Source organism: Pseudomonas sp. Tri1 (assembly GCF_017968885.1).
Lineage (GTDB): Bacteria > Pseudomonadota > Gammaproteobacteria > Pseudomonadales > Pseudomonadaceae > Aquipseudomonas.
Genome location: NZ_CP072913.1, coordinates 6,567,153 through 6,592,706, shown reverse-complemented (window position 1 = coordinate 6,592,706; position 25,554 = coordinate 6,567,153). Strand labels below are relative to the sequence as shown.

Below are 25,554 nucleotides of genomic sequence, written 5' to 3'. Positions count from 1 at the left end.
CCAATGTGGGGGCGAGCTTGCTCGCGATGGCGGTGTATCAGTCGAAGCTGATGTTGACGGTCAGTCCGCTATCGCGAGCAAGCTCGCTCCCACATGGATTGTGCAGTGTTAGAGCGGCTTGCTGCCGATGCTCACACCCAAGGTATGACTGGCCTGCGGCAGCAGCGTCACCACATCGTCCATCACATTCGCTGTCTCGATGCACAGCATGCGCTGCCAGCCATCGTCGGCCATGTCGCTGAAGGCCTTGGCACGCTCGGTCCAGGGGTTCCAGATCACCGCCGAGCGCGAGCCGCTGCTGGTCAGTTCGATCCGTCGTTCCCACTGCGGGTCGACGATGCTCAGTCGCGGCGGGGTATTGAGATAGATGCGGTCGGTTTCGCCGGTAAAGTGCAGGTCGCCGGCCTGGGTGACGGTTTTCCAGTCGTCCAGGGTCTCGACGTAGCTCAAGCCATCCACCCCTTCGACATGCACATTGCGCACATCGCTGACGGCGAAATAGCTGTGCAGCGCCTGGCTGAGGCTGACGCTTTCGCTGCCGCGGTTATGGCTGGTGAGGCTGATGTGCAACTGCGCGTCCATGACGATGGTCAGCGTCAGGTCCACCTGATGGGGCCAGCCCGAGAGGCCGTTTTCAGGATAGGGCAGCACGAACTCCACCTTGAGGCTTTCGCCTTCGGCTTCGATGCCCTTCAACTCCCAATCCATCGCTCGAACCAACCCGTGGGCCGTGGCCGGGTCGTTGGTCACGCGCATGGCTTGTACGCTGTCGGGGTTGCGCGTCAGATTGCCGAACCACGGCCAGCACACCGGCACGCCGGCGCGGATGCTCTTGCCGGCCTTGAATGTGGCCTGGTCGTTGAGCCAGATCAGCGGCGGCTGGCCGTCCACTTGATAGCTGAGGATGTGCGCGCCTTGCTGGGCCACCAGCAACTCGGCCTGACCGTGGCGGATGCGCCAGGCGTTCAGTTCATCCAGTTTGACGGCTTCGACGTTGGGCGTAGGCATCTTGCAAATCTCGCTCGGGAACAGGGACTGCAATGGACCGCAAAACGGCCGGCGTGTTTAACGAGCGCGCGGCGGAACCGAGCGGGTGCGACCGCTGCCGTCGATGGCGACGAAGACAAATACCGCCTCGGTCACTTTGCGCCACTCACTGGACAGCGGGTCGTCGCTCCAGACCTCGACCATCATCTGGATCGAGCTGCGGCCGATTTCCAGCGCCTGGGTATAAAAGGACAACTGCGCACCCACCGCCACCGGTACCAGGAACGCCATGCGATCGATCGCCACGGTGGCCACGCGTCCGCCGGCCACTTTGCTGGCCATTGCGGTGCCAGCCAGGTCCATCTGGGACACCAGCCAGCCGCCGAAAATATCGCCAAAGCCATTGGTTTCGCGAGGGAGCGCGGTGATTTGCAGGGCCAGGTCGCCTTGCGGGATTGGATCTTCTTGTTCGAGCTCTATCATGCCGGGGGTGCCTCTGACCCGTAACGCTGTCTGGTGCTTCAGGTGAATAGCCGTCTTTGTAAAAAACGATTCAGCCCGAACATGCTACGTTCGTCACGTTTTTCGTAAAGGCGTGCCAAAGGGAAACTCTGCGAAACCGGCTGGTTCTGGTACTACGCCACCAACGACGTTTTCGCACAGCAACCCCCTACAGAGTGTTGCAAAGTTGCGAGTATATCGGGCGATAGACGTCGAGACGACCACTCGGTTCTGATTTCGACGGTCAATTACGCGCCTCTATGTGTTTTTTCGAACAATTTGCTATCGTGCCGGACTCGCCACACAGGCCGCAGGCCCCAACCCGCGCTGTCGGGTTGCGCAGAACTGACCAATAAGAGAAGCCCTTGCCATGACCACTGCGCCTTCGAGCACAGCGACGCCTGCACAACCGGCCCGTCCGCTGACCCGCAACGATTACAAGACCTTGTCACTGTCTGCGCTGGGCGGTGCGCTGGAATTCTACGATTTCATCATTTTTGTGTTCTTTGCCACTGTGGTCGGCAAATTATTCTTCCCTGCCGAGATGCCCGAATGGCTGCGCTTGATGCAGACGTTCGGTATTTTTGCCGCCGGTTACCTGGCCCGGCCACTGGGCGGGATCATCATGGCCCACTTCGGCGACCTGTTGGGGCGTAAGAAAATGTTCACTTTGAGCATTTTCATGATGGCCGTGCCGACCCTGATCATGGGCCTGCTGCCGACCTATGCACAGATCGGCATGTGGGCGCCGATCCTGCTGTTGCTGATGCGGGTGATCCAGGGTGCGGCCATTGGCGGTGAAGTGCCGGGGGCCTGGGTATTCGTTTCCGAACATGTTCCGGCGCGCCACATCGGCTACGCCTGCGGCACCCTTACCTGTGGCCTGACGGCAGGGATCCTGTTGGGCTCACTGGTAGCGACCGCGATCAACAGCATTTATACACCGGTGGAAGTAGCGGATTACGCCTGGCGGATTCCGTTCCTGCTGGGCGGTGTGTTCGGGCTGTTCTCGGTGTACCTGCGCCGCTGGCTGCACGAAACCCCGGTGTTCGCCGAGTTGCAACTGCGCAAGGCCCTGGCTGAAGAAGTGCCACTGCGGGCCGTGCTGCGTGATCATCGCGGCGCCATCGCCATTTCGATGCTGCTGACCTGGTTGCTGTCGGCCGGCATCATCGTGATCATCCTGATGACCCCGACGGTGCTGCAGACGGTGTATCACTTCAGCCCGACCACGGCATTACAGGCCAACAGCCTGGCGATCGTGTTCCTGAGCTTTGGCTGCATCGGCTCCGGCGTACTGGCGGACCGTTTCGGTGCCGGGCGGGTCTTCGTGTTTGGCAGCACCTTGCTGCTGATCACCTCCTGGACGTTCTACCACAGCCTGTTCGACCACCCCGAATGGCTGTTCCCGCTCTATGCCCTGAGTGGGCTGCTGGTGGGCACCATCGGCGCGGTGCCTTATGTCATGGTCAAGGCATTCCCGGCAGTGGTGCGCTTCAGCGGCCTGTCATTCTCCTACAACCTGGCGTATGCGATCTTCGGCGGCCTGACCCCGATGATCGTCACTCTGCTGCTCAAGGAAAGCCCACTGGGGCCGGCATATTACGTGGCAGTGATCTGCGGCATCGGGATTGCGGTGGGTGGTTATCTCTGGAAGCAGGGGCGCTAGGTCCGAATCTTTTACTGACTGCACTGGCTTCATCGCGAGCAGGCACGCTCCCACATGGATGTTGCGTTCACCGCGAATCCCCTGTGGGAGCGAGCTTGCTCGCGATTGGGTCCGCATGAATCATCTTGCAAAACTCAATGCTGGCCTTTCATCCAATTGTCATATTTCAGCAATAGAGTGTTCACACGGCTTACCGATACTTGGCCGACTTAACACACCCTATCTGCTAGGAGTAAGGCATGAAACTGAAGCGTTTGATGGCGGCAATGACTTTTGTCGCTGCTGGCGTTGCGACTGCCAACGCGGTTGCCGCTGTTGACCCTGCGATCCCGAGCTACACCAAGACCACTGGTGTTTCGGGCAACCTCTCCAGCGTCGGCTCCGATACCCTGGCCAACCTGATGACCTTGTGGGCCGAGAACTACAAGAAAGAATACCCGAACGTAAACATCCAGATTCAGGCTGCCGGTTCTTCCACCGCGCCACCTGCGCTCACCGAAGGTACCTCCAACCTGGGCCCGATGAGCCGCAAGATGAAGGACAACGAGCTGCAAGCCTTCGAACAGAAGTATGGCTACAAGCCAACGGCTATCCCGGTGGCCGTGGACGCCCTGGCGGTATTCGTGCACAAGGACAACCCGATCCAGCACCTGACCATGGAACAGGTCGATGCAATCTTCTCGTCGACTCGTCTGTGCGGCGCTAAAGCCGATGTGAAAACCTGGGGCGATCTGGGTGTGACCGGCGACCTGGCCAACAAGCCGGTTCAACTGTTCGGTCGTAACTCGGTATCCGGCACCTACGGCTACTTCAAGGAAGAAGCCCTGTGCAAAGGCGACTACAAGCCAAACGTCAACGAACAACCAGGCTCGGCTTCGGTCGTGCAGTCGATCAGCTCTTCGCTGAACGGTATCGGTTATTCGGGCATCGGCTACAAGACCGCCAGCGTGAAGACCGTGGCCCTGGCCAAGAAAGGCAGCACTGAGTTCATCGAAGACACCGAAGAAAACGCCCTGAACGGCAAGTACCCGCTGTCGCGCTTCCTCTACGTTTATGTCAACAAGGCGCCGAACAAGCCTCTGGCCCCGCTGGAAGCTGAGTTCGTGAAACTGGTCCTGTCCAAGCAAGGCCAGGAAGTTGTAGTCAAGGACGGTTACATCCCACTGCCAGCCAAGGTGGCCGCCAAGGCACTGGCTGACCTGGGTCTGCAAGAAGGCGCCAGCGTCGTCAAGAAGTAATACCTGAGCCCGGGCCGAAGTCCGGACTCCTGTGGAGCGGGCTTGCTCGCGAAGAGGTCAGTGCATTCAACAGGGTTGTTGACTGACTTCGCGAGTAAGCCGTCCCACAGTCCAAAATTCCTGTCCGCTGCCGGTTCCCTCCGGCGGCGGATTTGTTGCGTCACTGCATTGTCATCTTTCTGTCATACAGGATCGCTAGGGTGTGCGCATGAATGATCTGGCCAACTCCACAATGACTACGACTTCCCCTCCCAAGCGCATTGACTTCAATACGCCTGAGCTTCAACGCAAGCGCCGTATTCGTGCGCTCAAGGATCGCCTGACCCGTTGGTACGTCTTGATCGGCGGTCTGGCCGTCCTGGCCGCCATTACGTTGATTTTCTTCTTCCTGGCTTATGTGGTGCTACCGCTGTTCCAAGGCGCGGACTTGACCGCCAAGGACCCGATCAGCCCGGCCTGGATGCAAGACGCCGGCAAGCCGCTGATGATTGCCATCGAAGAGCAGAACCAGGTTGCCATGCGGGTTTCCGACAAGGGGCAGGCGCTGTTTTTCGACATCACCAGTGGTGCCGAACTGCGCCGAGTCGACCTGCCGATTCCAGCCGGCGCCAGTGTGACCGCCATTGGCGAAGATCAGCCCGGCAGCCCGCTGGTGGCGATCGGTCTGTCCAATGGCCAGGCCCTGATATTCCGTCATACCTATAAAGTCAGCTACCCGGATGGCAAGAAAACCATCTCGCCTGCCGTCGAATATCCTTATGGCGAAGCGCCGATCGCGTTGAACGAGCAAGGCGCCGCCTTGGAGCATGTCAGCCTCAACGCCACCGATTCAACCCTGCTGCTGGCCGGTTCCAGCGGTGCGCAGTTGCAAGTACTGTCGCTCACCAGCGAAGAAAACATGATGACCGGTGAAGTCACCAGCGAGCAGACGCGCATCGAGCTGCCGCAGATGACCGAGCCGGTGAAAAACATCTTCGTCGACCCGCGCCAGCAATGGCTGTACGTGGTCAACGGACGTGCCCAGGCCGACGTGTTCAGCCTGCGGGACAAGAGCCTCAACGGTCGTTACAAATTGCTGGAAAACGCCGAAGCCCAAGTCACCGCCGCCACCCAGTTGGTGGGCGGGATCTCGCTGATCATCGGCGACTCCAAGGGCGGTCTGGCCCAGTGGTTCATGGCCCGCGATCCGGACGGCGAGCTGCGCTTCAAACAGATTCGTACTTTCCAGATGGGCACCACGCCAATCGTTGAGATCACTGCCGAAGAACGTCGCAAAGGTTTCGTTGCCCTCGATGCCGCCGGCAAGCTCGGCGTGTTCCACAGCACTGCGCACCGCACCTTGTTGGTGGATCAAGTGGTCGATGGCCAGGGCCTGTTCGGCATGTCGCCCCGGGCCAACCGCCTGATCGTGGAGCAGGGCGGCAAGCTGCAACCGCTGACGCTGGACAACCCGCACCCGGAAGTCTCGTGGAGCGCGTTGTGGAGCAAGGTCTGGTACGAAAACTACGACGAGCCTAAATACGTCTGGCAATCGACCGCCGCCAACACCGACTTCGAACCCAAGCTGAGCCTTTCGCCGCTGACCTTCGGTACCTTGAAAGCGGCGTTCTACGCAATGCTGCTGGCTGCACCGCTGGCGGTTGCCGCAGCGATCTACACCGCCTACTTCATGGCCCCGGGCATGCGCCGCAAGGTCAAGCCAGTGATCGAGCTGATGGAGGCGATGCCGACGGTGATCCTCGGTTTCTTCGCCGGCCTGTTCCTGGCGCCCTATGTCGAAGGGCACTTGCCGGGCATCTTCAGCCTGTTGATGTTGCTGCCGATTGGCATCCTGGTAGCCGGTTTCGTCTTCAGCCGCCTGCCTGAATCCATCCGCCTCAAGGTGCCGGAAGGTTGGGAAAGCGCGATGCTGATCCCGGTGATCCTGTTCGTCGGCTGGCTCTCGCTGTACATGAGCCCGTACATGGAAGCCTGGTTCTTCGGCGGTGACATGCGCATGTGGATCTCCCATGACCTGGGCATCACCTATGACCAGCGCAACGCCCTGGTGGTCGGCCTGGCGATGGGCTTCGCGGTCATCCCGAACATCTACTCCATTGCCGAAGACGCCGTGTTCAGCGTGCCACGCGGCCTGACCCTGGGTTCTCTGGCCCTCGGTGCCACGCCATGGCAGACCATGACCCGCGTGGTGATCCTTACCGCCAGTCCGGGCATCTTCTCGGCGCTGATGATCGGCATGGGCCGTGCGGTGGGCGAGACTATGATCGTGCTGATGGCCACCGGTAACACGCCGGTCATGGAAATGAACCTGTTCGAAGGCCTGCGCACCCTGGCGGCCAACGTGGCGGTGGAAATGCCCGAATCGGAAGTCGGCGGCAGCCATTACCGCGTGCTGTTCCTGTCGGCGCTGGTGCTGCTGTTGTTCACCTTCGTCATGAACACCCTCGCCGAGCTGATCCGTCAGCGTCTGCGCAAGAAATATTCGGCGCTTTAAGAAAGGTAGAAGTCTGTGAAACAGAACTCCCTGAAAGGATGGTTCAAGAGCGGCGCCCCCGGCGTCTGGATCAGCGGTGGCGCAGTGTCCATCGCGGTCATCATGACCATTGGCCTGCTGGCAGTGATTGCCGTGCGCGGCCTGGGCCACTTCTGGCCGGCGGACCTGATCCACGCCAGCTACAACGTGCCAGGCATGCCTGCGCACCTGGTGGTCGGCGAAGTGGTGCAGAAAGAAGAAGTGCCTCGCGAGCGCCTGAAAAGTGCCGGCCTGCCGGTGCCGGATGAAGGTCCGGAGTTCATGACCCGCGAGCTGGTCAAGGTTGGCAACCGGGACTTGAACGGGACTGACTTCACCTGGATCGTCGGCGACTGGCTGACCAATCAGACCACGCCGCCGGAACTGATGGCCATCGAGCGTCGTGAGTGGGGCAACTTCTACGGCTACCTGGTCAACGTCAAGGAAGACGGCAAGGTCATCGCCGAGGGCGAGGCCGCCTGGCCGCAACTGCAGGCTCGCGTACAGCGCGTCAACCAGTTGGCCGCCGAGCTCAAGACTCTGGAAAAAGTCGACATCGGCGCCATCAACGCCGGCTTGGAGCGCATTCGCCTGCACGGTCGCAAGCTGGAGCTGGACGGCAAGCTCGATGCCGCCGCCCAAGCCGACCTGGAAAGCGAACGCGCCGAACTCAATGCCCGTTACAAAGACATCGAAGCGCGCCTGTCTGACTTGCACGCGCAGTTCAACCGCGACAGCCTGACCGCTCGCGATGCCAACGGCAAGGAAGTGGAAATCGGCATCGGCAAAGTGGTGCACGCCTTCCAGCCGAACAGCATGGGCACCTTTACCAAGCTCGGTTTCTATTTCAGCAAGGTCTGGGAATTTCTCAGCGACGATCCCCGTGAAGCCAACACCGAAGGCGGGATCTTCCCGGCAATTTTCGGTACGGTGATGATGACCCTGATCATGGCGATGATCGTGACGCCATTCGGCGTGCTGGCGGCGGTGTACCTGCGTGAGTACGCCCGCCAAGGGCCGATGACCCGCCTGATCCGCATTGCGGTGAACAACCTGGCAGGCGTACCGGCCATTGTTTACGGCGTGTTCGGCCTGGGCTTCTTCGTCTATGTGCTGGGTGGTTCGGTGGATCGCCTGTTCTTCCCCGAAGCCCTGCCGGCGCCGACCTTCGGTACCCCGGGCCTGCTCTGGGCCTCCCTGACCTTGGCGCTGCTGGCGGTGCCGGTGGTGATCGTGGCCACCGAAGAAGGCCTGGCGCGGATCCCGCGGACCGTGCGTGAAGGCTCCCTGGCCTTGGGCGCGACCAAGGCCGAGACGTTGTGGAAAATCGTGCTGCCCATGGCGAGCCCGGCGATGATGACCGGCATGATCCTCGCCGTGGCCCGCGCTGCGGGTGAAGTGGCGCCGCTGATGCTGGTGGGCGTGGTGAAACTGGCCCCGTCGCTGCCGCTGGACGGCAACTACCCGTACCTGCACCTGGACCAGAAGATCATGCACTTGGGCTTCCACATCTATGACGTGGGCTTCCAGAGCCCGAACGTCGAAGCGGCGCGACCGCTGGTGTATGCCACGGCGCTGCTGCTGGTGCTGGTGATCGCTACGCTGAACCTGTCGGCGGTGTGGATTCGCAACCACCTGCGCGAGAAGTACAAGGCACTGGATAGCTGATGGTCCGGATCCTGTGGGAGCGAGCTTGCTCGCGAAGCTTTTTGGCGGCCTTGATGCCCCCTTCGCGAGCACGCTCGCTCCCACACTGATCGATGTTCACTGGAATTTTATGGAGCAGCCACAAAGGCGTTCCGAACCGAATTTGTTAGCACAGGGAGCCTCCCATGCAACACGAAGTACAAGCACGCGGCATCAATATGTCGGCCCTGGGCCGCGACAAGCAGAGCCTGGATCTGGCCCAGGAAACTGTCGCCATCGAAGTGCCTGGCCTGAGCCTGTTCTATGGCCAGAAGCAGGCGCTGTATGACGTCAGCCTGAACATCCCGAAGCAGCGCGTTACCGCATTCATCGGCCCGTCGGGTTGCGGCAAGTCGACCTTGCTGCGCACGTTCAACCGCATGAACGACTTGGTGGACGGCTGCCGCGTCGAGGGTGAAATCAACCTCTACGGCAACAACATCTACCGCAAGGGCGAAGACGTGGCCGAGCTGCGTCGTCGCGTGGGCATGGTGTTCCAGAAGCCCAACCCGTTCCCGAAAACCATTTACGAGAACGTGGTCTACGGCCTGCGCATCCAGGGCATCAACAAGAAGCGCATCCTCGACGAAGCGGTGGAGTGGGCCCTCAAGGGCGCGGCGCTGTGGGACGAAGTCAAGGATCGCCTGCATGAATCGGCACTGGGCTTGTCCGGTGGTCAGCAGCAGCGTCTGGTGATCGCCCGCACCATCGCCGTGGAGCCGGAAGTATTGCTGCTCGACGAACCTTGCTCGGCTCTGGACCCGATCTCGACGCTGAAAGTCGAAGAGCTGATCTACGAGCTCAAGTCCAAGTTCACCATCGTCATCGTGACCCACAACATGCAACAGGCGGCGCGGGTTTCGGACTACACCGCGTTCATGTACATGGGCAAACTGGTGGAGTTCGGCGACACCGATACCCTGTTCACCAATCCGGCCAAGAAACAGACCGAGGACTACATCACCGGTCGCTACGGCTAGTCGAGGTCGCTGCAAGCCGCAAGACAGAGGCGGTGCGATCCGGATCAACATTTAACTGCTTGAAGCTTGCAGCTTGAAGCTTGCAACTTTCGCGGAGCGAACAAGATGATTTCGAAGGAAGGCCTTACTCACCACATTTCCGCCCAGTTCAACGCCGAGCTGGAGGAGGTGCGTAGTCACCTGCTGGCCATGGGCGGGCTGGTGGAAAAGCAGGTCAACGATGCGGTGACCGCGCTGATCGAGGCCGATTCTGGCCTGGCGCAGCAAGTGCGCGAGATCGACGACCAGATCAACCAGATGGAGCGCAACATCGACGAGGAATGCCTGCGCATCCTGGCCCGTCGTCAGCCGGCCGCCTCCGACCTGCGCCTGATCATCAGCATCTCCAAGTCGGTGATCGACCTGGAGCGGATCGGCGACGAAGCCACCAAAATCGCCCGCCGGGCCATCCAGTTGTGCGAAGAGGGTGAAGCGCCGCGCGGTTACGTCGAAGTTCGCCACATTGGCGACCAGGTGCGCAACATGGTGCGCGATGCGCTGGACGCCTTTGCTCGTTTCGACGCCGACCTGGCGTTGTCGGTGGCCCAGTACGACAAGATCATCGACCGCGAATACAAGACCGCCCTGCGCGAGCTTGCGACCTACATGATGGAAGACCCGCGGTCTATTTCCCGGGTACTGAGCATCATCTGGGTGCTGCGTTCCCTGGAGCGTATCGGCGATCATGCGCGCAACATCTCGGAACTTGTGATCTATCTGGTGCGCGGCACCGATGTGCGGCACCTGGGGCTCAAGCGCATGAAGGAAGAAGTTGAGGGCACCCTGTCCGAAACTGCTAATGTTCCGGGCGAAACTGACGATAAGTAAGATTGCCAAGAAAAGCGCCCGGCCTTCTGGTCGGGCTTTTTTTTGGATTTTTTTTAATCGACAGCAGCACCCCGCGAACGAAAAGTACCGGCGTGACTGAAGGTTTTTGGCAATATGCCATCAGCAAAAGCGGTATGCTTGCCGGGATTTTTTAGAGGTGTATCTGGATGAGTAAGGTCAGTGTGTTGGTCGTGGACGATGCTTCGTTCATTCGTGACCTGGTGAAGAAGTGCCTGCGCAACTACTTCCCGGGCATCCGCATCGAAGATGCCGTGAATGGCAAGAAAGCCCAGTCCATACTGGCCCGTGAAGCTTTCGACCTGGTGCTGTGCGATTGGGAAATGCCGGAAATGTCTGGCCTGGAACTGCTGACCTGGTGCCGCCAGCAAGACTCCCTCAAGGGCATGCCGTTCGTGATGGTCACCAGCCGCGGCGACAAGGAAAACGTTGTCCAGGCGATTCAGGCCGGCGTTTCCGGCTATGTCAGCAAACCGTTCACCAACGAACAGTTGCTGGGCAAGGTCAAGCAGGCGCTGCACAAGGTTGGCAAGCTCGACACCTTGATGAACAGTGCCCCGACCAAAATGAATTCGGCGTTCGGCAATGATTCCCTCAGCGCCTTGACCGGTGGTAAGGCGGCTCCGGTTGCCGCTGTCGCTTCGGCACCTGCGGCGAACCCCTTCGCCAAGCCGGCCGCTGCCGCAGCGCCTGCACCCGCCGCTGCGGCCCCGGCCCGTGGCTTGCTCAACAGCCCGCCCGTCAAGGCTCCGGCTGCCTCCGCACCAGCCGCCAACCGTGGCCAGGGCCAATTGCGCCTGTCCAGCGGCACCCAGCAATGCGTGATCAAGGCCCTGAGCCTCAAGGAAGCGCTGCTGGTGGTCAAGCGCACCGATACCTTGCCACAAGTGCTCGAAGGCGCAGTGCTGGACATGGAGCAGGGCGACAACGCCGAAACCGCCCGTCTCAATGGCTACCTGCACGCCATCGTCGCCCACGAGCAGACGCCCGACAGCGAATGGCTGCAATTGACGTTCCGCTTCGTCGACAAAGACCCGCAGAAACTCGACTACATCTCCCGCCTGATTGCCCGCGGTACGGCGCAGAAACACTTCGTACCGGGTGCCTGATACGGCGGCACCTGTGTCAGTCCGCTATCGCGAGCAAGCTCGCTCCCACAGGGGATCTGAGTCGAACCTGAATTCAGGGTCCACTCCGATCAAATGTGGGAGCTAGCTGGCTCGCGATGGGGCCAGCAGCCCCAGCAAAGCACCATCTGCCCACCCATTTTGAAACATCCGTCGACTACGCTGGTCCATCCCAGCTGCTAGGCTGCTGTGCAGGCCTTCACTTTTCGACAGAACCTTTGCCCATGCTCGCGCCCCTGCTGTTCGCCTGCGGTCTGGTCCTGGCCTCCACTTCGGCCATGGCCATGACGATCTACAAATCCACCGACGCCAATGGCGTGGTGTCCTACAGTGACCGTCCCAGTCGGGGCGCCCAGGTGTTCGTGTTCCGCGACCGCATGGTCGAGCGCCTGGAGCGGCAGGTCTTTCTCGATATCAAGAAGCAAAAGGGCGCGGACGCGGTGTTCGTGCGCAACGACCTGTACGCGCCGGTGGAGATCGAGTTGAGTTTTGCCGGGCTGCGTAATGTGAGCGGCGCGCCAAGCCGGCCGATTCGTCGGGTACTGCCGGCGCGCAGCAATCTGCGCCTGGCGCTGCTCACGGCCACGCAGCCCGGCAGGCCGCTGGTATACACCCCGAGGTTCGAATACTCCCTGGGCGACCCTGCAGGCTCGGCACAGGCCTATCGTTACCCGCTGCCATGGCAAGGAGGGCCGTTCCGCCTGAGCCAGGGTGCCAACGGCCAGTACAGCCACTACGGGCCGAAAAACCGCTACGCCATGGACATCGCCATGCCCGAAGGCACGCCGATCATCGCGGCGCGCGGCGGCGTGGTGATCAAGACCGAAAATGCGCAGACCGGCCGTGGGGATGACCCCTCGGGCAACTTCGTGCGGGTGCTGCACGATGACGGGACCATGGGCGTCTACCTGCACTTGCAGAAAGGCTCGGTGAGTGTGCGCGAAGGACAAAGGGTAGTGGTGGGCACGCCGCTGGCGTTGTCGGGCAATACCGGCAACAGTTCCGGCCCGCACCTGCATTTTGTGGTGCAGCGCAATACCGGGTTGGGGCTGGTGTCGATTCCCTACCAGTTCAATCAACCGGTGGGGGAGTTGCCCAACTTTGCGTTGGGCAAGCAGTAAAGTGTTGTTTGGGCTGACGCCATCGCGAGCAAGCTCGCCCCACATTGATTTGCGCCGAAGCACATAACGAGTGTGGTCGACGTACCACGCTTGTGGGAGCGAGCTTGCTCGCGATGGGAGCGACGCTGATCTGGAATCAACGCCTCAATCGAGCATCAACACCTTCGCCAGAATAATCTTCGGCCCTTTCATCTTCTTGATGATGATCCGCAGGCCTTCGACTTCCAGCACTTCTTCCTCTTCCGGCACCCGCTTGAGGGTTTCATAGACCAGCCCGGCGAGGGTCTCGGCTTCGACATGGTCCAGGTCGATACCCAGCAGGCGCTCGACCTTGAACAGCGGCGTGTCGCCGCGTACCAGCAGCTTGCCCGGTTGGTAGGCCAGGATGCCGCGCTCGGCCTTGCGGTGTTCGTCCTGGATGTCGCCCACCAGCACTTCCAGCACGTCTTCCATGGTCAGGTAACCGATGATGTTGCCGTCGGCTTCCTCGACGAGGGCGAAGTGCGAACCGCCCTTGCGGAACTGCTCCAGCAACTGCGACAGCGGCATGTGCCGCGACACGCGCTCCAGCGGCCGGGTCAGTTCGGCCAGGTTGAACGACTCGGGAATGTGATCCAGGGCCGCCAGCTCCAGCAGCAGGTCCTTGATGTGCAACAGGCCGACGAACTCCTGGCGCTCGCTGTCATACACCGGATAACGGCTGAACTTGTGGCGACGGAACATCGCCAGGATCTCCTTGAGCGGCGCATTGAACTCCAGCGTCACCAGGTCTTCCCGGGAATTGGCCCAGTCCACCACTTCCAGCTCGCCCATCTCCACGGCCGAGGCCAGCACGCGCATGCCTTGGTCGCTGGGGTCCTGGCCACGGCTGGAGTGCAGGATCAGCTTCAGTTCTTCACGGCTGTAATGATGCTCGTGATGCGGGCCGGGCTCGCCCTGGCCGGCGATGCGCAGGATGGCGTTGGCGCTGGCGTTGAGCAGGTAGATCGCCGGGTACATGGCCCAGTAGAACAGATACAGCGGCACGGCGGTCCACAGCGACAGCAGCTCGGGTTTGCGGATTGCCCAGGATTTGGGCGCCAGCTCACCGACCACGATGTGCAGGTACGAAATGATGAAGAACGCGGTGAAGAACGACACGCCCTTGATCACTTCCGGCGATTGGACGCCGACTGCGCCCAACAGCGGTTCGAGGATGTGGGCGAACGCCGGTTCACCGACCCAGCCCAGGCCCAGGGAGGCGAGCGTGATACCCAGCTGGCAGGCCGACAGGTAAGCATCGAGCTGGCTGTGAACGGTGCGCAGGATGTGCCCGCGCCAGCCGTTTTTCTCAGCGATGGCCTCGACCCGGGTCGAGCGCAGCTTGACCATGGCGAATTCGGCCGCAACGAAAAAACCGTTGAGCAAAACCAGGATCAGAGCAAAAAGAATCATGCCGAATTCGGCGAAGAGTGTAACGAGGGACAAGCCAGGGGAAGGGTCCATGATGGAGTTTTGCGGGTTCCGTATATTCGTAAAGGTTAGAAATGAGTACCTGAAAAGGCAGGCACAAGTCAGCCAATGTAGCGGCTGACTCGGCGGTTGCCTAGGGGGGAGTGCCAGCCGGTATCAATCGGCGGGGCTGGCCAGGTGTGCGCGAACCACCTGCGCCGGGGCGAAATGGCAGGTAAACGTGCTGCCGTGGCCAGGCACGCTGCTGATTTCCATGCGTCCGCGGTGACGTAACAAAACGTGCTTCACGATCGCCAGGCCCAAACCGGTACCGCCGGTGTTGGAGTTGCGGCTGGAGTCGACGCGGTAGAAGCGTTCGGTCAGGCGCGGCAGGTGTTTGCTGTCGATGCCGATGCCTGAATCCTGCACGCTCAAATGCGCGCCTTGCTCATCGCCCCACCAGCGAACGCGGATCTGGCCTTTCTCCGGCGTGTACTTGACCGCGTTGAACACCAGGTTGGAAAACGCACTGCGCAGTTCCGCCTCGCTGCCTTTGAGCTGCACGGATGGGTCGGCTTCCAGCGTGATGGTCTGTTGCTTGGGGCCGGACAGTTCCTGGGCATCTTCGGTGATGGTTTGCAGCAGATCGTCGATGGGCACCGGTTGGTTGTCCGACGGGTAATCGGTGGCTTCCAGCTTCGCCAGTAGCAGCAAGTCGTTGAGCAAGGTCTGCATGCGCCCGCTTTGCTGGTGCATTTGCTGCAAGGCCCGGGTCCAGCGCGGGTTCACCTCCTCGACGTTGTCGAGCAGGGTTTCCAGGTAACCGCAGATCACCGTCAATGGCGTGCGCAGTTCGTGGGAAACGTTGGCGATGAAGTCCTTGCGCATCTGTTCCAGTTGATGGATGCGCGTCACGTCCCGCACCAGCATCAAGTGTTCATTGTTGCCATAGCGCGTGATGTACAGCTGGATGCGCAGCCGATCATTGGTCGGGGAGGGAATCTCCAGCGGCTCGGCGTAATTACCCTGTTCGAAATATTCCTTGAAGCGCGGATGGCGCACCAGGTTCGTCACCGGCTGGCCGCTGTCCTGTGGCGTCTTGAGGCCCAGCAGGGTCTCGGCGGCGCGGTTCCACCATTCCAGGTTGCCATCGCTGTCGAGCATGATCACGGCGTCTTTCAGCGCAGCCGTGGATTCCTGGACCCGGTCGATCACCGCTTGCAGGCGCCCGCGAACGCGCTGGTCGCGTCGTTGCAGGTGGTAGATGCTGTCGAACACCTCACCCCACAGGCCATAGCCGTCGGGCGGCGCTTCATCGGGTTGGTGCAGGCGTAGCCATTCGTGCAGGCGCAGCAATTGCTTGAGGGTCCAGGCCAGGTAAAGCCCCAGCCCTGCGGCCAGGCTCCAGCCGTAATAGCCGCTGATCAAGCCGATCACCAGACAGCCGGTCACCAGCAGCAACATGTGGCGAATCAGGGTGCCATGCCAGTTTTGATTCAATTGAACACGCGTCCTTGTCAGCTTGTCGGGCGGTAAGGGCTCGGGTCAGGCCTTGGTGGAGAAACGATAGCCGGTGCCGCGCACGGTTTGTACCAGATTCTCGTAGGCATCGCCGAGGGCCTTGCGCAGGCGGCGGATGTGCACATCCACGGTACGCTCCTCGACATAGACGTTGCCGCCCCAGACCTGATCCAGCAGTTGCCCGCGAGTGTAGGCGCGCTCCTGGTGGGTCATGAAAAATTGCAGCAGGCGGTATTCGGTCGGGCCCATCTCGGCGGGTTTGCCGTCGATGGTCACGCGGTGGCTGATGGGGTCCAGCAGCAGGCCACCGACTTCAATCGGCGCTTCGCCATCGGTTGGCCCGGCGCGGCGCAGCACGGCCTTCAGGCGCGCAACCAGCTCGCGGGGAGAAAACGGCTTGGTGATGTAGTCATCCGCGCCCACTTCCAGGCCCTGGATCTTGTTGTCCTCTTCGCCCTTGGCGGTGAGCATGATGATCGGAATATCCCCGGTCAGCTCATCGCGCTTGAGGCGTCGCGCCAGTTCGATGCCCGAGGTGCCAGGCAGCATCCAGTCCAGCAGAATCAGGTCGGGCTTGCGGTCGACAATGATGGCGTGGGCCTGTTGAGAGTTCTCTGCTTCCATGCAGTCATAGCCGGCCATCTCCAACGCGACGGCAATCATCTCGCGGATGGGCGCCTCGTCGTCGACGATCAGAATGCTCCTGCCAACCATGGGGTAATCCTCTTGTCATTTAACTGTCTTGCGCCGCATTAGATAACGGAATTATTGCAGTCGTGTGACAGTTATTTCATCGCCCGGCAGTGAAGGGGATCCTAGGCTACGCTTTTTAGTCCGAATCCTGACAACCACAAAAGAAGGTTTCCATGAATTACTTCACCCAATCCATCAAGGTTCTGGGAATTGCCGTTGCCTTGGCGCTACCGGCGTCGGCATTCGCTGCTGAGCCTGCAATGGTAAAAGACGGTATGTTCACCGATCACAAAGGCATGACGCTGTATACGTTTGGCAAAGACTCGGGCGGCAAGTCGATGTGCAACGACAAATGCGCAGCCAACTGGCCACCGTTCAAGGCTGAAAGCGGCGACAAGCCGATGGACGAATGGACGGTGATCAACCGTGACGACGGTACGATGCAGTGGGCTTACGATGGCAAGCCGCTATACACCTTTGTGAAGGACACAAAAGCCGGAGAAAAGAACGGTGACGGCTTGATGGACGGCGCCTGGAAGGTCGCCAAGCCTGATTAACAGGTTTTCACCACGTTAAGCGACAGATCCTTTGTGGCGAGAGGATAAATCCCCTCGCCACAAAGTAGCGGCTTGGAGACCGATGGGCCTCAGCGCAACGCGTAATCCAGCACAATCCCCACAAAAATCGCCAAACCGGCCCAATGGTTGTGCAAAAACGCCTGGAAGCAGCGCATCCGGTCGCGGCCACGGGTGTACCAGAACTCCCAGGCGAAGCACGCGGCAGCGGCCACCAGCCCCAGGTGGAACCAGCCGCCCAGGTGGAATTTCGACCCGGCCAATAGCAGGCAAGCCAGGGCCAGGCCTTGCAGCGTCAGGATGATCACCCGGTCGGCATCGCCAAACAGGATCGCCGTGGACTTCACCCCGATCCGCAAGTCATCGTCCCGGTCGGTCATCGCGTAATAAGTGTCGTAGCCTACCGTCCACAGCAGGTTGGCGATGTACAGCAGCCACGCGGCCGCCGGCAAATGGCCGGTCTCGGCGGTGAACGCCATCGGCATCCCCCAGGAAAACGCCGCCCCCAGCACCACTTGCGGGTAGTAGGTGTAGCGCTTCATGAACGGGTAACTGAACGCCAGCGCCAGCCCGCCGAGAGACAGCAGGATGGTCGGCGCGTTGGTGCACAGCACCAACAGGAAACTCACGCTCATCAGCACGGCGAAGAACACCAGTGCCTCTTTCGAACTGATCTTGCCGCTTACCAGCGGGCGCTGTTCGGTGCGTTTGACGTGGCCATCCACCTTGCGATCGGCCCAGTCGTTGATCACACAACCGCCAGCGCGAGTCAGCACCACGCCGAGGACGAAAATCACCACGTTGGCGACAGACGGCGAACCTTCACCGGCAATCCACAAGGCCCACAGGGTCGGCCACAGCAGCAGGTAAATGCCGATGGGCTTATCCATGCGAGTCAGTTGCACGAAGTCCCAGGCCCGCGGGTTCAGGCGGTTCAAGGATTTGAGCAGTTGCACGTACATCAGCAATTCTCCGAATAGGCGCGGGCGACGGACCACAGACGGGGTAGGAAAACTTCCGCCACCAGCACGCTCAACGCACCGCGATCGAAGCGCGAACGGCGACCCCACAGCTCACGGGCGCGTACGTCTGCCGGCAGCCATGCCTCGGGGTAATGGCAAACCTCGATAGCCCGGCGCTGGAACGCCCGGTCGCAAAACAGCAACTCCCCCAGGGAGCGGCTGCCCAATTCATCCATCTGCAAGCCATCGCCTTGCAACGCACTGCGCGCCGCCACACTGCGGGCGAATACCCAAGGCTGGCCGTGGCCGCGCAAATACACTTCGCGTACCCAGCCCTCGCTGCCCTCGGCCAGGTCCAGCGCGGTGCATTCGTCGGCGCGCAACGGCTGCCAGCCTTCGAACAACGGCGTCACGCTGAAGTGATCGTTCGACAGGCGCGTCAGGCGCCGAGTCAACGAACCTTCGTCGAACAGCCAGTCGAGCGCACAGGCATCGGGGCGGGGCGACAGCAGGGGCTGAGGCAGCCATTGGAGTGTAGGAAATATCGAATTTGTATGCGGCACAGAGGTCTTGATTGGCAGCAAATGAGGCCGCGAGCTTACCATGTCGGTCGTCGATTTTAACGGCCCTGGCCGCTGGCACGCGCGATCATGCTTGCATCTGCGACGACCGATCAGTACAAAACGCCCTGAGCCGGAAAAGCGCCTTGAGCGAGCCGAGCATACCGGCAAATGCCTGACCCCTGAGGAAGTACCTGAATGAAGAAGTGGCAATGTATCGTCTGCGGGCTGATCTACAACGAAGCCGATGGTTGGCCGGATGATGGCATCGCACCTGGCACCCGCTGGGAAGACGTACCGGCAGACTGGCTGTGCCCGGACTGCGGCGTCGGCAAAATGGATTTCGAAATGATCGAAATCAACTGATCGTTTCCTACCTGCATGGAGAGCACCCTATGGAGAGCAGCATGAGCGCACCTGTCGTCATCGTCGGGACCGGGCTGGCCGGTTACAACCTGGCCCGGGAGTTTCGCAAACTCGACAGCGAAACCCCGTTGCTGCTGATCAGCGCCGATGATGGCCGCTCATACTCCAAACCCATGCTCTCCACAGGCTTTGGCAAAAACAAGGACGCCGACGGCCTGAGCATGGCCGAGCCCGGGGCCATGGCCGAGCAACTGAAGGCCGAAGTGCGCACCCACACCCGCATCAGCGGCATCGACCCGGGCCACAAGCGCTTGTGGATCGGCGAAGAAACGGTGAACTACCGCGACCTGATCCTGGCCTGGGGCGCTGAAACCGTGCGCGTGCCGGTGCAGGGCGATGCCTCGGACCTGGTTTTCCCCATCAACGACCTGGAAGACTACGCACGCTTTCGCGCAGCGGCCGCCGGTAAGCGCCGGGTGTTGCTGCTCGGTGCCGGCCTGATTGGCTGCGAATTCGCCAACGACCTGATCCTGGGCGGCTACGAAGTGCAACTGGTAGCGCCATGCGAGCAAGTCATGCCGACGCTGTTGCACCCGGCGGCGGCCGCTGCCGTGCAGGCCGGGCTGGAAAGCCTCGGCGCGCGCTTCCACCTGGGGCCGGTGCTCAACCGCCTGCAACGGGTGGCCGACGGGTTGGAGGCGCACCTGTCCGACGGCCAAGTGATCGCTTGCGACCTGGTGGTCTCGGCCATCGGCCTGCGCCCGCGCATTGATCTGGCCGCTGCTGCCGGCCTGGTGGTCAATCGCGGTGTGGTAGTCGACCGCCAGCTGAAAACCTCCCATGCCAATATCTACGCCTTGGGCGATTGCGCCGAGGTCGACGGCTTGAACCTGCTCTACGTCATGCCCCTGATGAGCTGCGCCCGCGCCCTGGCGCAAACCCTGGCCGGCAACCCGACCACCGTGAGCTATGGCGCCATGCCGATCACCGTGAAAACCCCGGTGTGCCCACTGGTGGTCTCGCCACCGCCACGCGGCCGCGAAGGCGTGTGGAGCGTCGAAGGGCAGGGCGCCGACATCAAGGCGCTGTGTCGCGACGCCCAAGGCAACCTGCTGGGCTACGCCCTGACCGGTGCAGCGGTGATGGAAAAACTGGCGCTGAACAAAGAGCTTCCGGCCCTGCTGGCATAAATACTGGTCGTTCTGTCGCAAAAACCCTACTTTTGGTGCCTCAAAGGTCGCCCGGACACTGGCGCCGCTTGCGGCCCCGTGCCATCCTCACTCCCGTCTGCCGCAGAGTAGAGCCTGCGGCGCCTTAGGGGCTGTTCCGAAGAGAACAGCCCAGACATAACAACAAAAAAACCGTCAAAAGGGGCTTCATTCATGCGTAAACCAGACCTCGCCGCCGCCATCGCGGAAAAAGCAGACCTCACCAAAGAACAAGCCAACCGCGTCCTCAACGCCGTTCTCGAAGAAATCACCGGCGCCCTGCACCGCAAGGACAGCGTCACCCTGGTCGGCTTCGGCACCTTCCTGCAGCGCCACCGCGGCGCCCGCACCGGCAAAAACCCACAAACCGGTGAGCCTGTGAAAATCAAGGCCAGCAACACCGTTGCCTTCAAACCGGGCAAGTCGTTGAAGGACAGCGTTAATCCGTAATTGCTGCGAGTCCCTCGGTTGGGGGGAGAAGCGGTAACAAGAAAGGGCACGCCGATGGAGTCGGGTGCCCTTTTTTATGGGTTTTTTTCAGCATCAGGGCTGGGCTCAGTGCCCAAGCCTCGCAGTTTGTGGCGAGAGAGCTTGCTCCCGCCTGGCGGCGCAACCGTCGTAAACAGCTGATGTGACTCTACTGTACAGAGTGCGTTTACCGTTTTGGGGCTTCGCCACCCATGAGAGTTCGCCATCCGTGGGGCCAGTTAGCACCTAGGTTAGATGATCGAATCTAAGTATGGCGGGTAAGGGGGCAGAAAACGGCCAAAAGCCGTCACTGAGTGTCTACGAAAGCCGGGGCGATTCACTCGGCTTTGTAACGAATATTTTGGCGGCGAAAATCGCGGTACTCGCTCAGGAGATTGGCGATAGGCAAGTAACTCCACGCGATGGGAAGAACGGCGTTTTGGATGCGCAGTTATCTGCACTGGATACGGCAACTGTTGACGGCGTGCCGCTTAATAGCAGAAAACGTAGTATGGGCTAAACCCACAGGGCGAGCGCCGTTCCCGCCAATGTCAATCTTTTAGGGGCCTGCCCGCTCCTCCGCCAAGGACTGCCCACCGTAATGACTAAGACCAGAGATAATCACTTCGTAGCACAATGGCATCAGAAGGGCTTTATCGACGCTGGAGAGAAACTTTGCTACTTAACCCGCAGGGATATTGTTCGAAACGGGCAGAACGAAACGATATATTCGAAGAAGTGGCGCACCCCAGCTCAACAATTTTATAGGAAAGATCTTTACTCTACATTTTTTGGTGGCGAGGTTAACGACGACATAGAGCAAAAGTTGTTTGGCCCAATTGACGACAGCGGCTCCAAGGCCATTCGGGCATTTTCAACAAACGATCAGTCTCAGTGGCATTATAACTTTGAAAGTTTTTTTACGTATCTGGATGCTCAAAAACTGCGAACGCCGAAAGGTCTGGATTGGATTCAAAGCAAATACCCTGAACTAAGCCAACTCTCTCTCATGACAGAGATGCAATCGCTACGATCCATACATTGCACCCTGTGGGCGGAAGGGGTCCGCGAGTTGGTGTCCGCGGAAAACTCTGACGTTAAATTTATTGTTTCAGATCATCCGGTCACCATTTATAACTACGCTTGCCCGCCCGATTCACTAATGTGCGAGTACCCTAGCGACCCAGATATAGCGCTGAAAGGATCTCAGACAATATTCCCCCTAAATAAGAATCGCTGTTTAATTCTCACAAACTTAGAATTTGCTAAGAACCCTAATGCGGTCGACCCACTCGAGCCACGCACAAACGCTAATCGTATTCGTCAAAGCCTCGTAAATACAATTGAGTTCATCAACTCCCGAAATCTAACCTCAGAGGAAGTTACAAAAATAAATTATATTATCAAGAGTAGAGCCGAGTCTGTGGCTGCAGGGAAAGAAGAGTGGCTTTATCCAGAACTAGAAATAACTGCTGACTGGGCGGAGTTAAAAAGTTTATTACTGCCGCCAAACGATATGATTCACAGGTTTGGTGGAGAAATGTACGCCTCTTTTACTGATGGCTCCGTTCACTACCAAGATGCATTCGGGCGGACCGAGCCCCACAATGAGTTTCTAAACAAGAATATTGTCGAGGAGTCTATTAGCCGGAACGGAAATTGTGGCTGTGGTAGCGGCCGAAAGTATAAAAACTGTTGCCGGAACACTCCGATCGAGCTTCGAACGACGTGGAGTGTCGCCAGCGTTCGAGAGCGAAACCTAGCATTCTGCAACTGCATACGAGACGTTCTAGGACTCAGCAATGGTAAGTGTTGGCAAGACGTGCGTCGAGAGCTGACCAACGAACAAATTTCAGAAATTTATAAATTTTACGGGATTCTTTGGCCTCGCAGCACCGACATTTATGCGATGCTGCCGAAGCCGGACGGTAAATTTCGGGCGCTTTATAGCGGAATATTGGACGTTCGCGTCATTAGCGAGAACGCATTACCAGCGGCATCTTTTTTTGACGAGTTCCTTATACAAACGCCTGTTACCAATCCTAATAATATTCGCCCAGAATTCAGTCCAATCCAATCGCCCGCTAAGTACAAGTATCAAGCATTAAAAGAATTTCTTTTCATGCTTGATATAGAACCACTCATTGCGCATGGATTAGTAAACCTTATTCCCGACCCCTCTGATTTCGACAGTGCTCTAATGAGCGCAATGTTAGAAATGGCGCGAGGCCGGTCTAAAAACCGCACCAAAGACGCTATGAGCGTAGAAGACTTAAAGGTAGGCTATAAACTGCAACTGAACGATCTACTTAATTCGACCGCCATGATGCCGAGCGAGGCGAGAGTTCAGTTTTTGGTTCATGATTTCGGGCTGACGCCCGAGGATGCGGAAACAGCTGTGTCTGAACTAGAGCTACTAGCAGAATCTTCTCCGCTAATGTTGTTACAAAAGCTGGACTATCCTGAGGGAGGACAGTTCATGCAATTTCGAATGGGGCCGAACTACGAAATGGCATTATTCTTAGCTCAAGTAACCGGCTCGATTTTGGTAACGGATAGTAGTTCAAGATGGCGTGAATTAATTACGGCGCAACACCGCGACCAAGGAATTGTTAATTACCCATGGAACAGCGTGCTAGGCCAGTTTTGTTCACTTCCAGTTGATTATGAATTTTTACTAAATCTTCGTAAAAGCAGTGGCTTATTCTCGGACTGTAGAGATTTTTTGAAAAGCGCGAATCATTTAGTCGTGAATGATGATCGCGACAGCTCAAAAATATCAAGACTGACTAATCAAGCTGCTACGCTGCAGCAGAGAATTCTTCAAGCTCATGAACATGACAGGATTGTAAGTTTAGAAATACTTTCCCCTAGCGGTGGACTGTATGACGCAAGCGTGCAGCGATTGTTAGTTAGATCAAGCTGTATGCGGTACGAAAATAAAGTTAGATCGGTGTATGGCATTGCGCTTTCAAATACAAATACTGAATCGCCCCTAGTTTAATAGTCACTTTCTGATGGCCGCTTCTGGCCGTTTGCTGCCTGTCGCGAATAATTGATTTCTCCAAAAAAGGGCGTTCACTCTGGGGCGATGACTGCAACCTTGGTTATGACGATAGGAAATATCGGGAATTTGGAGAGCGCTTATCGGCGTCTCATCGCGGGTGTTGCATCAAAGCCAAGGTGCCCTCCTACGTTGATTAGAAAGTACGCGGTCGAGATTCAGATCAGATCCTGATGGAACGCCCCGGTGATGTGACGAGGCTTGCTCGTTAGGGGAGGCAATAGGGATAGGAAATAAATCAAACCCGACGCAAAGCGTCGGGTTTGATTTTGGGTGGGTAGCTTCTACCGCGCATCGACGTTATCTAACACCCGGTTTGCCAGTAATGAACTCAGTTCGATCAGTTGCTGGATACCTAGGGCGACGTGGCGGCGTGAGCCTTCCAGTTCGAAGGCCAGGTCGTTGACCATCGCATCGGCTGAAGCCAGGGTTTCAGTGAGGTTGGCCAAGAGGCTTTCGTTGTCGATGTCTTTTACGATGGTGAATATCTGGCCTGGTTGGGGCGTGTCTTCAGGCTTCTTTGGTGAGAGGTAGAAATCGAGAGCGCGATTGGCGGCTTCGTCGAGCTTTTTGGTTTTGGATTTGGCGCGTGGGGGAGCTTGGTCTGTTTCTGGAGGATTTGGAGTTACTTTGAACATCGTTGCGTTACCTCTGATTAGTAGGCCGCAACCATCTCGCTACTAAACGAAAGGAGGCGGCTGTGCGCAAGTTAGTAGACCGGTAGAGGCAACGGAACCCGGCGCGCCCGAAGGCGCCATGCGCACAGCCACCATCGAGTGCAGGCAATGCCTGACTGATGATACTCATGCAACCGTTGCTATTACCGGGCTACTAAACCCGACCACTGATGGGCAGTGGCAGGAAAACGATAGAACCCGGGGGCAGGGCGCACAAGCGGGCGGATTCTGGCGTAGTTGTAGGCAATGGCGCAAGGATGTGTGGGTTGGGGGAAGGGTGGCGGTGGGGGAATAAACAGAGTCTTGTGTTGCGCTGGGATTCGGGGCTAGAGGGCTTGCTTTTGCTGGGCGGGAACGGGGTTGTAAGCGTCTGATTTGGTTTTGTCTGTAGGAATGATTGGGGCTGCTCCGCAGCCCAACGGGATAAATCCCCTCGCCACAGGGGAAGGCCGGCTATCGAGATCGACGTATAACCAGCCCAAGCATAGTGAGCAACGTTTGAGTTTTAGTCCCGCATTCCTGATGGGAATGCAGCACATAAAATTAATGAATTTTTCTTATCGCAAGGGGTGGCGTAGCTTGATTTGAGGACATGGAGAACCGCCTTGAAATCATCCCCGCTCACCTCAGCTGAAAAATTCGACACATCACGGGCCAATGAATACGCACGCCAAAGCCGCATCGCCCTGGCCGGCTATGACGCCTGCCAGGATCTGGCGGCGTGCATGCTGGCGGCGAGCCTCGGCCCTGCACGCTCGGCGAAAATACTGGTGGTGGGCGCCGGCGGTACGGCGCAGGAGATTATTGCGATGGCGTCGCTGGAGCCAGGTTGGCGCTTCACCGCTGTTGATCCCTCCGAGCCGATGCTGGAGGCGGCGAAGCAGCAGTTGGAGGCGCACCATTTGCTCGAACGCACCCGCCTGCACCTTGGGCGTGTCGAGGATTTGGCAGCCGATGAGTCATACGACGCCGCGACGTTGATCGGTGTGTTCCATCATCTCGATGGCGATGATGCCAAGCGCCAGATCTTTCAAGCCATCCGGGCTCATCTCAAGCCGGGTGCGCCGCTGATCGTCGCGGGGAATCAATACGCTTACGCCAGCCAGCCGTTGTTGCTGGCGGCCTGGGGCCAACGCTGGCGGCAGCATGGTGCGAGCCCGGATGAAGTGAAGGTCAAACTGGGGAAAATTCTCCAAGGCGCCGACCCTCCGCATTCCGAGGCGGCGGTTCAGCAACTGTTGCATGAGGCCGGGTTCGGCGACGCCACCCGCTTTTTCAGCAGCCTGTTCTGGAGTGCTTGGTTGACGTGCAAAACGGGCTGAG

Annotated in this window: 23 protein-coding genes; 15 read left to right on the top strand and 8 right to left on the bottom strand. The window is 59.0% G+C overall.

Features of this window, described 5'->3' with window-relative positions; translation table 11 throughout:
• Positions 1–108: 108 nt before the first annotated feature.
• Entirely contained in the window at positions 109–1,008 is a 900-nt protein-coding gene (locus tag J9870_RS28900) for a D-hexose-6-phosphate mutarotase (protein WP_210642079.1), read from the bottom strand.
• A gap of 57 nt (positions 1,009–1,065) precedes the next feature.
• Positions 1,066–1,470 carry an acyl-CoA thioesterase gene (locus J9870_RS28895; RefSeq protein WP_003177184.1) on the bottom strand — a complete coding sequence of 135 codons (405 nt, stop codon included), beginning with the start codon at positions 1,468–1,470 and terminating at the stop codon, positions 1,066–1,068.
• 388 nt (positions 1,471–1,858) lie between these two features.
• Here J9870_RS28895 and J9870_RS28890 point away from each other — a divergent pair, with 388 nt between their 5' ends.
• From J9870_RS28890 to J9870_RS28855, 8 genes are all read left to right on the top strand, one after another.
• Entirely contained in the window at positions 1,859–3,157 is a 1,299-nt protein-coding gene (locus tag J9870_RS28890) for an MFS transporter (RefSeq protein ID WP_210642078.1), read from the top strand.
• Between the two features lie 239 nt (positions 3,158–3,396).
• Positions 3,397–4,395: a phosphate ABC transporter substrate-binding protein PstS gene (locus J9870_RS28885; protein WP_210642077.1), complete on the top strand. Its 999-nt coding sequence runs from the start codon at positions 3,397–3,399 to the stop codon at positions 4,393–4,395.
• A gap of 208 nt (positions 4,396–4,603) precedes the next feature.
• On the top strand, positions 4,604–6,889 hold the full coding sequence (locus tag J9870_RS28880) for an ABC transporter permease subunit (protein WP_210642076.1): 2,286 nt from the start codon (positions 4,604–4,606) through the stop codon (positions 6,887–6,889).
• 15 nt (positions 6,890–6,904) lie between these two features.
• Positions 6,905–8,575, top strand: a complete 1,671-nt coding sequence (gene pstA / locus J9870_RS28875; RefSeq protein WP_210642075.1) for a phosphate ABC transporter permease PstA — start codon at positions 6,905–6,907, stop codon at positions 8,573–8,575.
• Between the two features lie 164 nt (positions 8,576–8,739).
• Positions 8,740–9,573 (top strand): phosphate ABC transporter ATP-binding protein PstB, encoded by an 834-nt coding sequence (pstB, locus tag J9870_RS28870; RefSeq protein ID WP_003177189.1) that lies wholly within the window; start codon positions 8,740–8,742, stop codon positions 9,571–9,573.
• A gap of 105 nt (positions 9,574–9,678) precedes the next feature.
• Entirely contained in the window at positions 9,679–10,440 is a 762-nt protein-coding gene (gene phoU / locus J9870_RS28865; protein WP_025216204.1) for a phosphate signaling complex protein PhoU, read from the top strand.
• A gap of 167 nt (positions 10,441–10,607) precedes the next feature.
• Positions 10,608–11,567: a response regulator gene (locus J9870_RS28860; RefSeq protein WP_210642074.1), complete on the top strand. Its 960-nt coding sequence runs from the start codon at positions 10,608–10,610 to the stop codon at positions 11,565–11,567.
• 242 nt (positions 11,568–11,809) lie between these two features.
• Positions 11,810–12,706: a M23 family metallopeptidase gene (locus tag J9870_RS28855; protein WP_210642073.1), complete on the top strand. Its 897-nt coding sequence runs from the start codon at positions 11,810–11,812 to the stop codon at positions 12,704–12,706.
• Positions 12,707–12,850: 144 nt separating this feature from the next.
• Here J9870_RS28855 and J9870_RS28850 read toward each other — a convergent pair whose 3' ends face one another.
• The 3 genes from J9870_RS28850 to phoB form a co-directional block, all read right to left on the bottom strand.
• Entirely contained in the window at positions 12,851–14,191 is a 1,341-nt protein-coding gene (locus tag J9870_RS28850) for a hemolysin family protein (protein ID WP_210642072.1), read from the bottom strand.
• 123 nt (positions 14,192–14,314) lie between these two features.
• Positions 14,315–15,601, bottom strand: coding sequence for a phosphate regulon sensor histidine kinase PhoR (gene phoR, locus J9870_RS28845; protein ID WP_246883165.1), 1,287 nt, complete (start codon positions 15,599–15,601; stop codon positions 14,315–14,317).
• 81 nt (positions 15,602–15,682) lie between these two features.
• Positions 15,683–16,372, bottom strand: coding sequence for a phosphate regulon transcriptional regulator PhoB (phoB, locus tag J9870_RS28840; protein ID WP_003177195.1), 690 nt, complete (start codon positions 16,370–16,372; stop codon positions 15,683–15,685).
• Positions 16,373–16,524: 152 nt separating this feature from the next.
• Between phoB and J9870_RS28835 the strand changes: the two genes are divergently transcribed.
• Entirely contained in the window at positions 16,525–16,908 is a 384-nt protein-coding gene (locus J9870_RS28835; RefSeq protein WP_210642070.1) for a hypothetical protein, read from the top strand.
• An 89-nt stretch (positions 16,909–16,997) separates the two neighbouring features.
• Here the strand turns inward: J9870_RS28835 and ubiA are convergent, their stop codons facing one another.
• Together ubiA and J9870_RS28825 are read right to left on the bottom strand one after the other, a co-directional pair.
• The gene (ubiA, locus tag J9870_RS28830) at positions 16,998–17,888 is read right to left on the bottom strand and encodes a 4-hydroxybenzoate octaprenyltransferase (protein ID WP_210642069.1); all 891 of its coding nucleotides are present in this window, start codon (positions 17,886–17,888) and stop codon (positions 16,998–17,000) included.
• Positions 17,888–18,451 (bottom strand): chorismate lyase, encoded by a 564-nt coding sequence (locus J9870_RS28825; RefSeq protein WP_210642068.1) that lies wholly within the window; start codon positions 18,449–18,451, stop codon positions 17,888–17,890. The genes ubiA and J9870_RS28825 overlap by 1 nt, the downstream gene beginning before the upstream one ends.
• A 195-nt stretch (positions 18,452–18,646) precedes the next feature.
• Between J9870_RS28825 and J9870_RS28820 the strand changes: the two genes are divergently transcribed.
• The 5 genes from J9870_RS28820 (at position 18,647) to J9870_RS28800 (ending at position 23,494) form a co-directional block, all read left to right on the top strand.
• Positions 18,647–18,814: a rubredoxin gene (locus J9870_RS28820; RefSeq protein WP_003177199.1), complete on the top strand. Its 168-nt coding sequence runs from the start codon at positions 18,647–18,649 to the stop codon at positions 18,812–18,814.
• Positions 18,815–18,855: 41 nt separating this feature from the next.
• A complete protein-coding gene (locus J9870_RS28815) occupies positions 18,856–20,004 on the top strand; it encodes an FAD-dependent oxidoreductase (protein ID WP_210642067.1) in 1,149 nt (382 codons plus the stop codon).
• A 192-nt stretch (positions 20,005–20,196) separates the two neighbouring features.
• Positions 20,197–20,472, top strand: a complete 276-nt coding sequence (locus tag J9870_RS28810; RefSeq protein ID WP_003195589.1) for an HU family DNA-binding protein — start codon at positions 20,197–20,199, stop codon at positions 20,470–20,472.
• A 289-nt stretch (positions 20,473–20,761) separates the two neighbouring features.
• Complete coding sequence (locus tag J9870_RS28805) at positions 20,762–21,010, top strand: hypothetical protein (protein ID WP_210642066.1); 249 nt, start codon at positions 20,762–20,764, stop codon at positions 21,008–21,010.
• A gap of 81 nt (positions 21,011–21,091) precedes the next feature.
• Positions 21,092–23,494 (top strand): DUF4238 domain-containing protein, encoded by a 2,403-nt coding sequence (locus J9870_RS28800; protein WP_210642065.1) that lies wholly within the window; start codon positions 21,092–21,094, stop codon positions 23,492–23,494.
• Between the two features lie 344 nt (positions 23,495–23,838).
• Here the strand turns inward: J9870_RS28800 and J9870_RS28795 are convergent, their stop codons facing one another.
• Positions 23,839–24,192 carry a DUF6124 family protein gene (locus J9870_RS28795; RefSeq protein ID WP_210642064.1) on the bottom strand — a complete coding sequence of 118 codons (354 nt, stop codon included), beginning with the start codon at positions 24,190–24,192 and terminating at the stop codon, positions 23,839–23,841.
• A gap of 644 nt (positions 24,193–24,836) precedes the next feature.
• Here J9870_RS28795 and J9870_RS28790 point away from each other — a divergent pair.
• Positions 24,837–25,553: a class I SAM-dependent methyltransferase gene (locus tag J9870_RS28790; protein WP_210642063.1), complete on the top strand. Its 717-nt coding sequence runs from the start codon at positions 24,837–24,839 to the stop codon at positions 25,551–25,553.
• The last annotated feature ends 1 nt before the right edge of the window (position 25,554 follow it).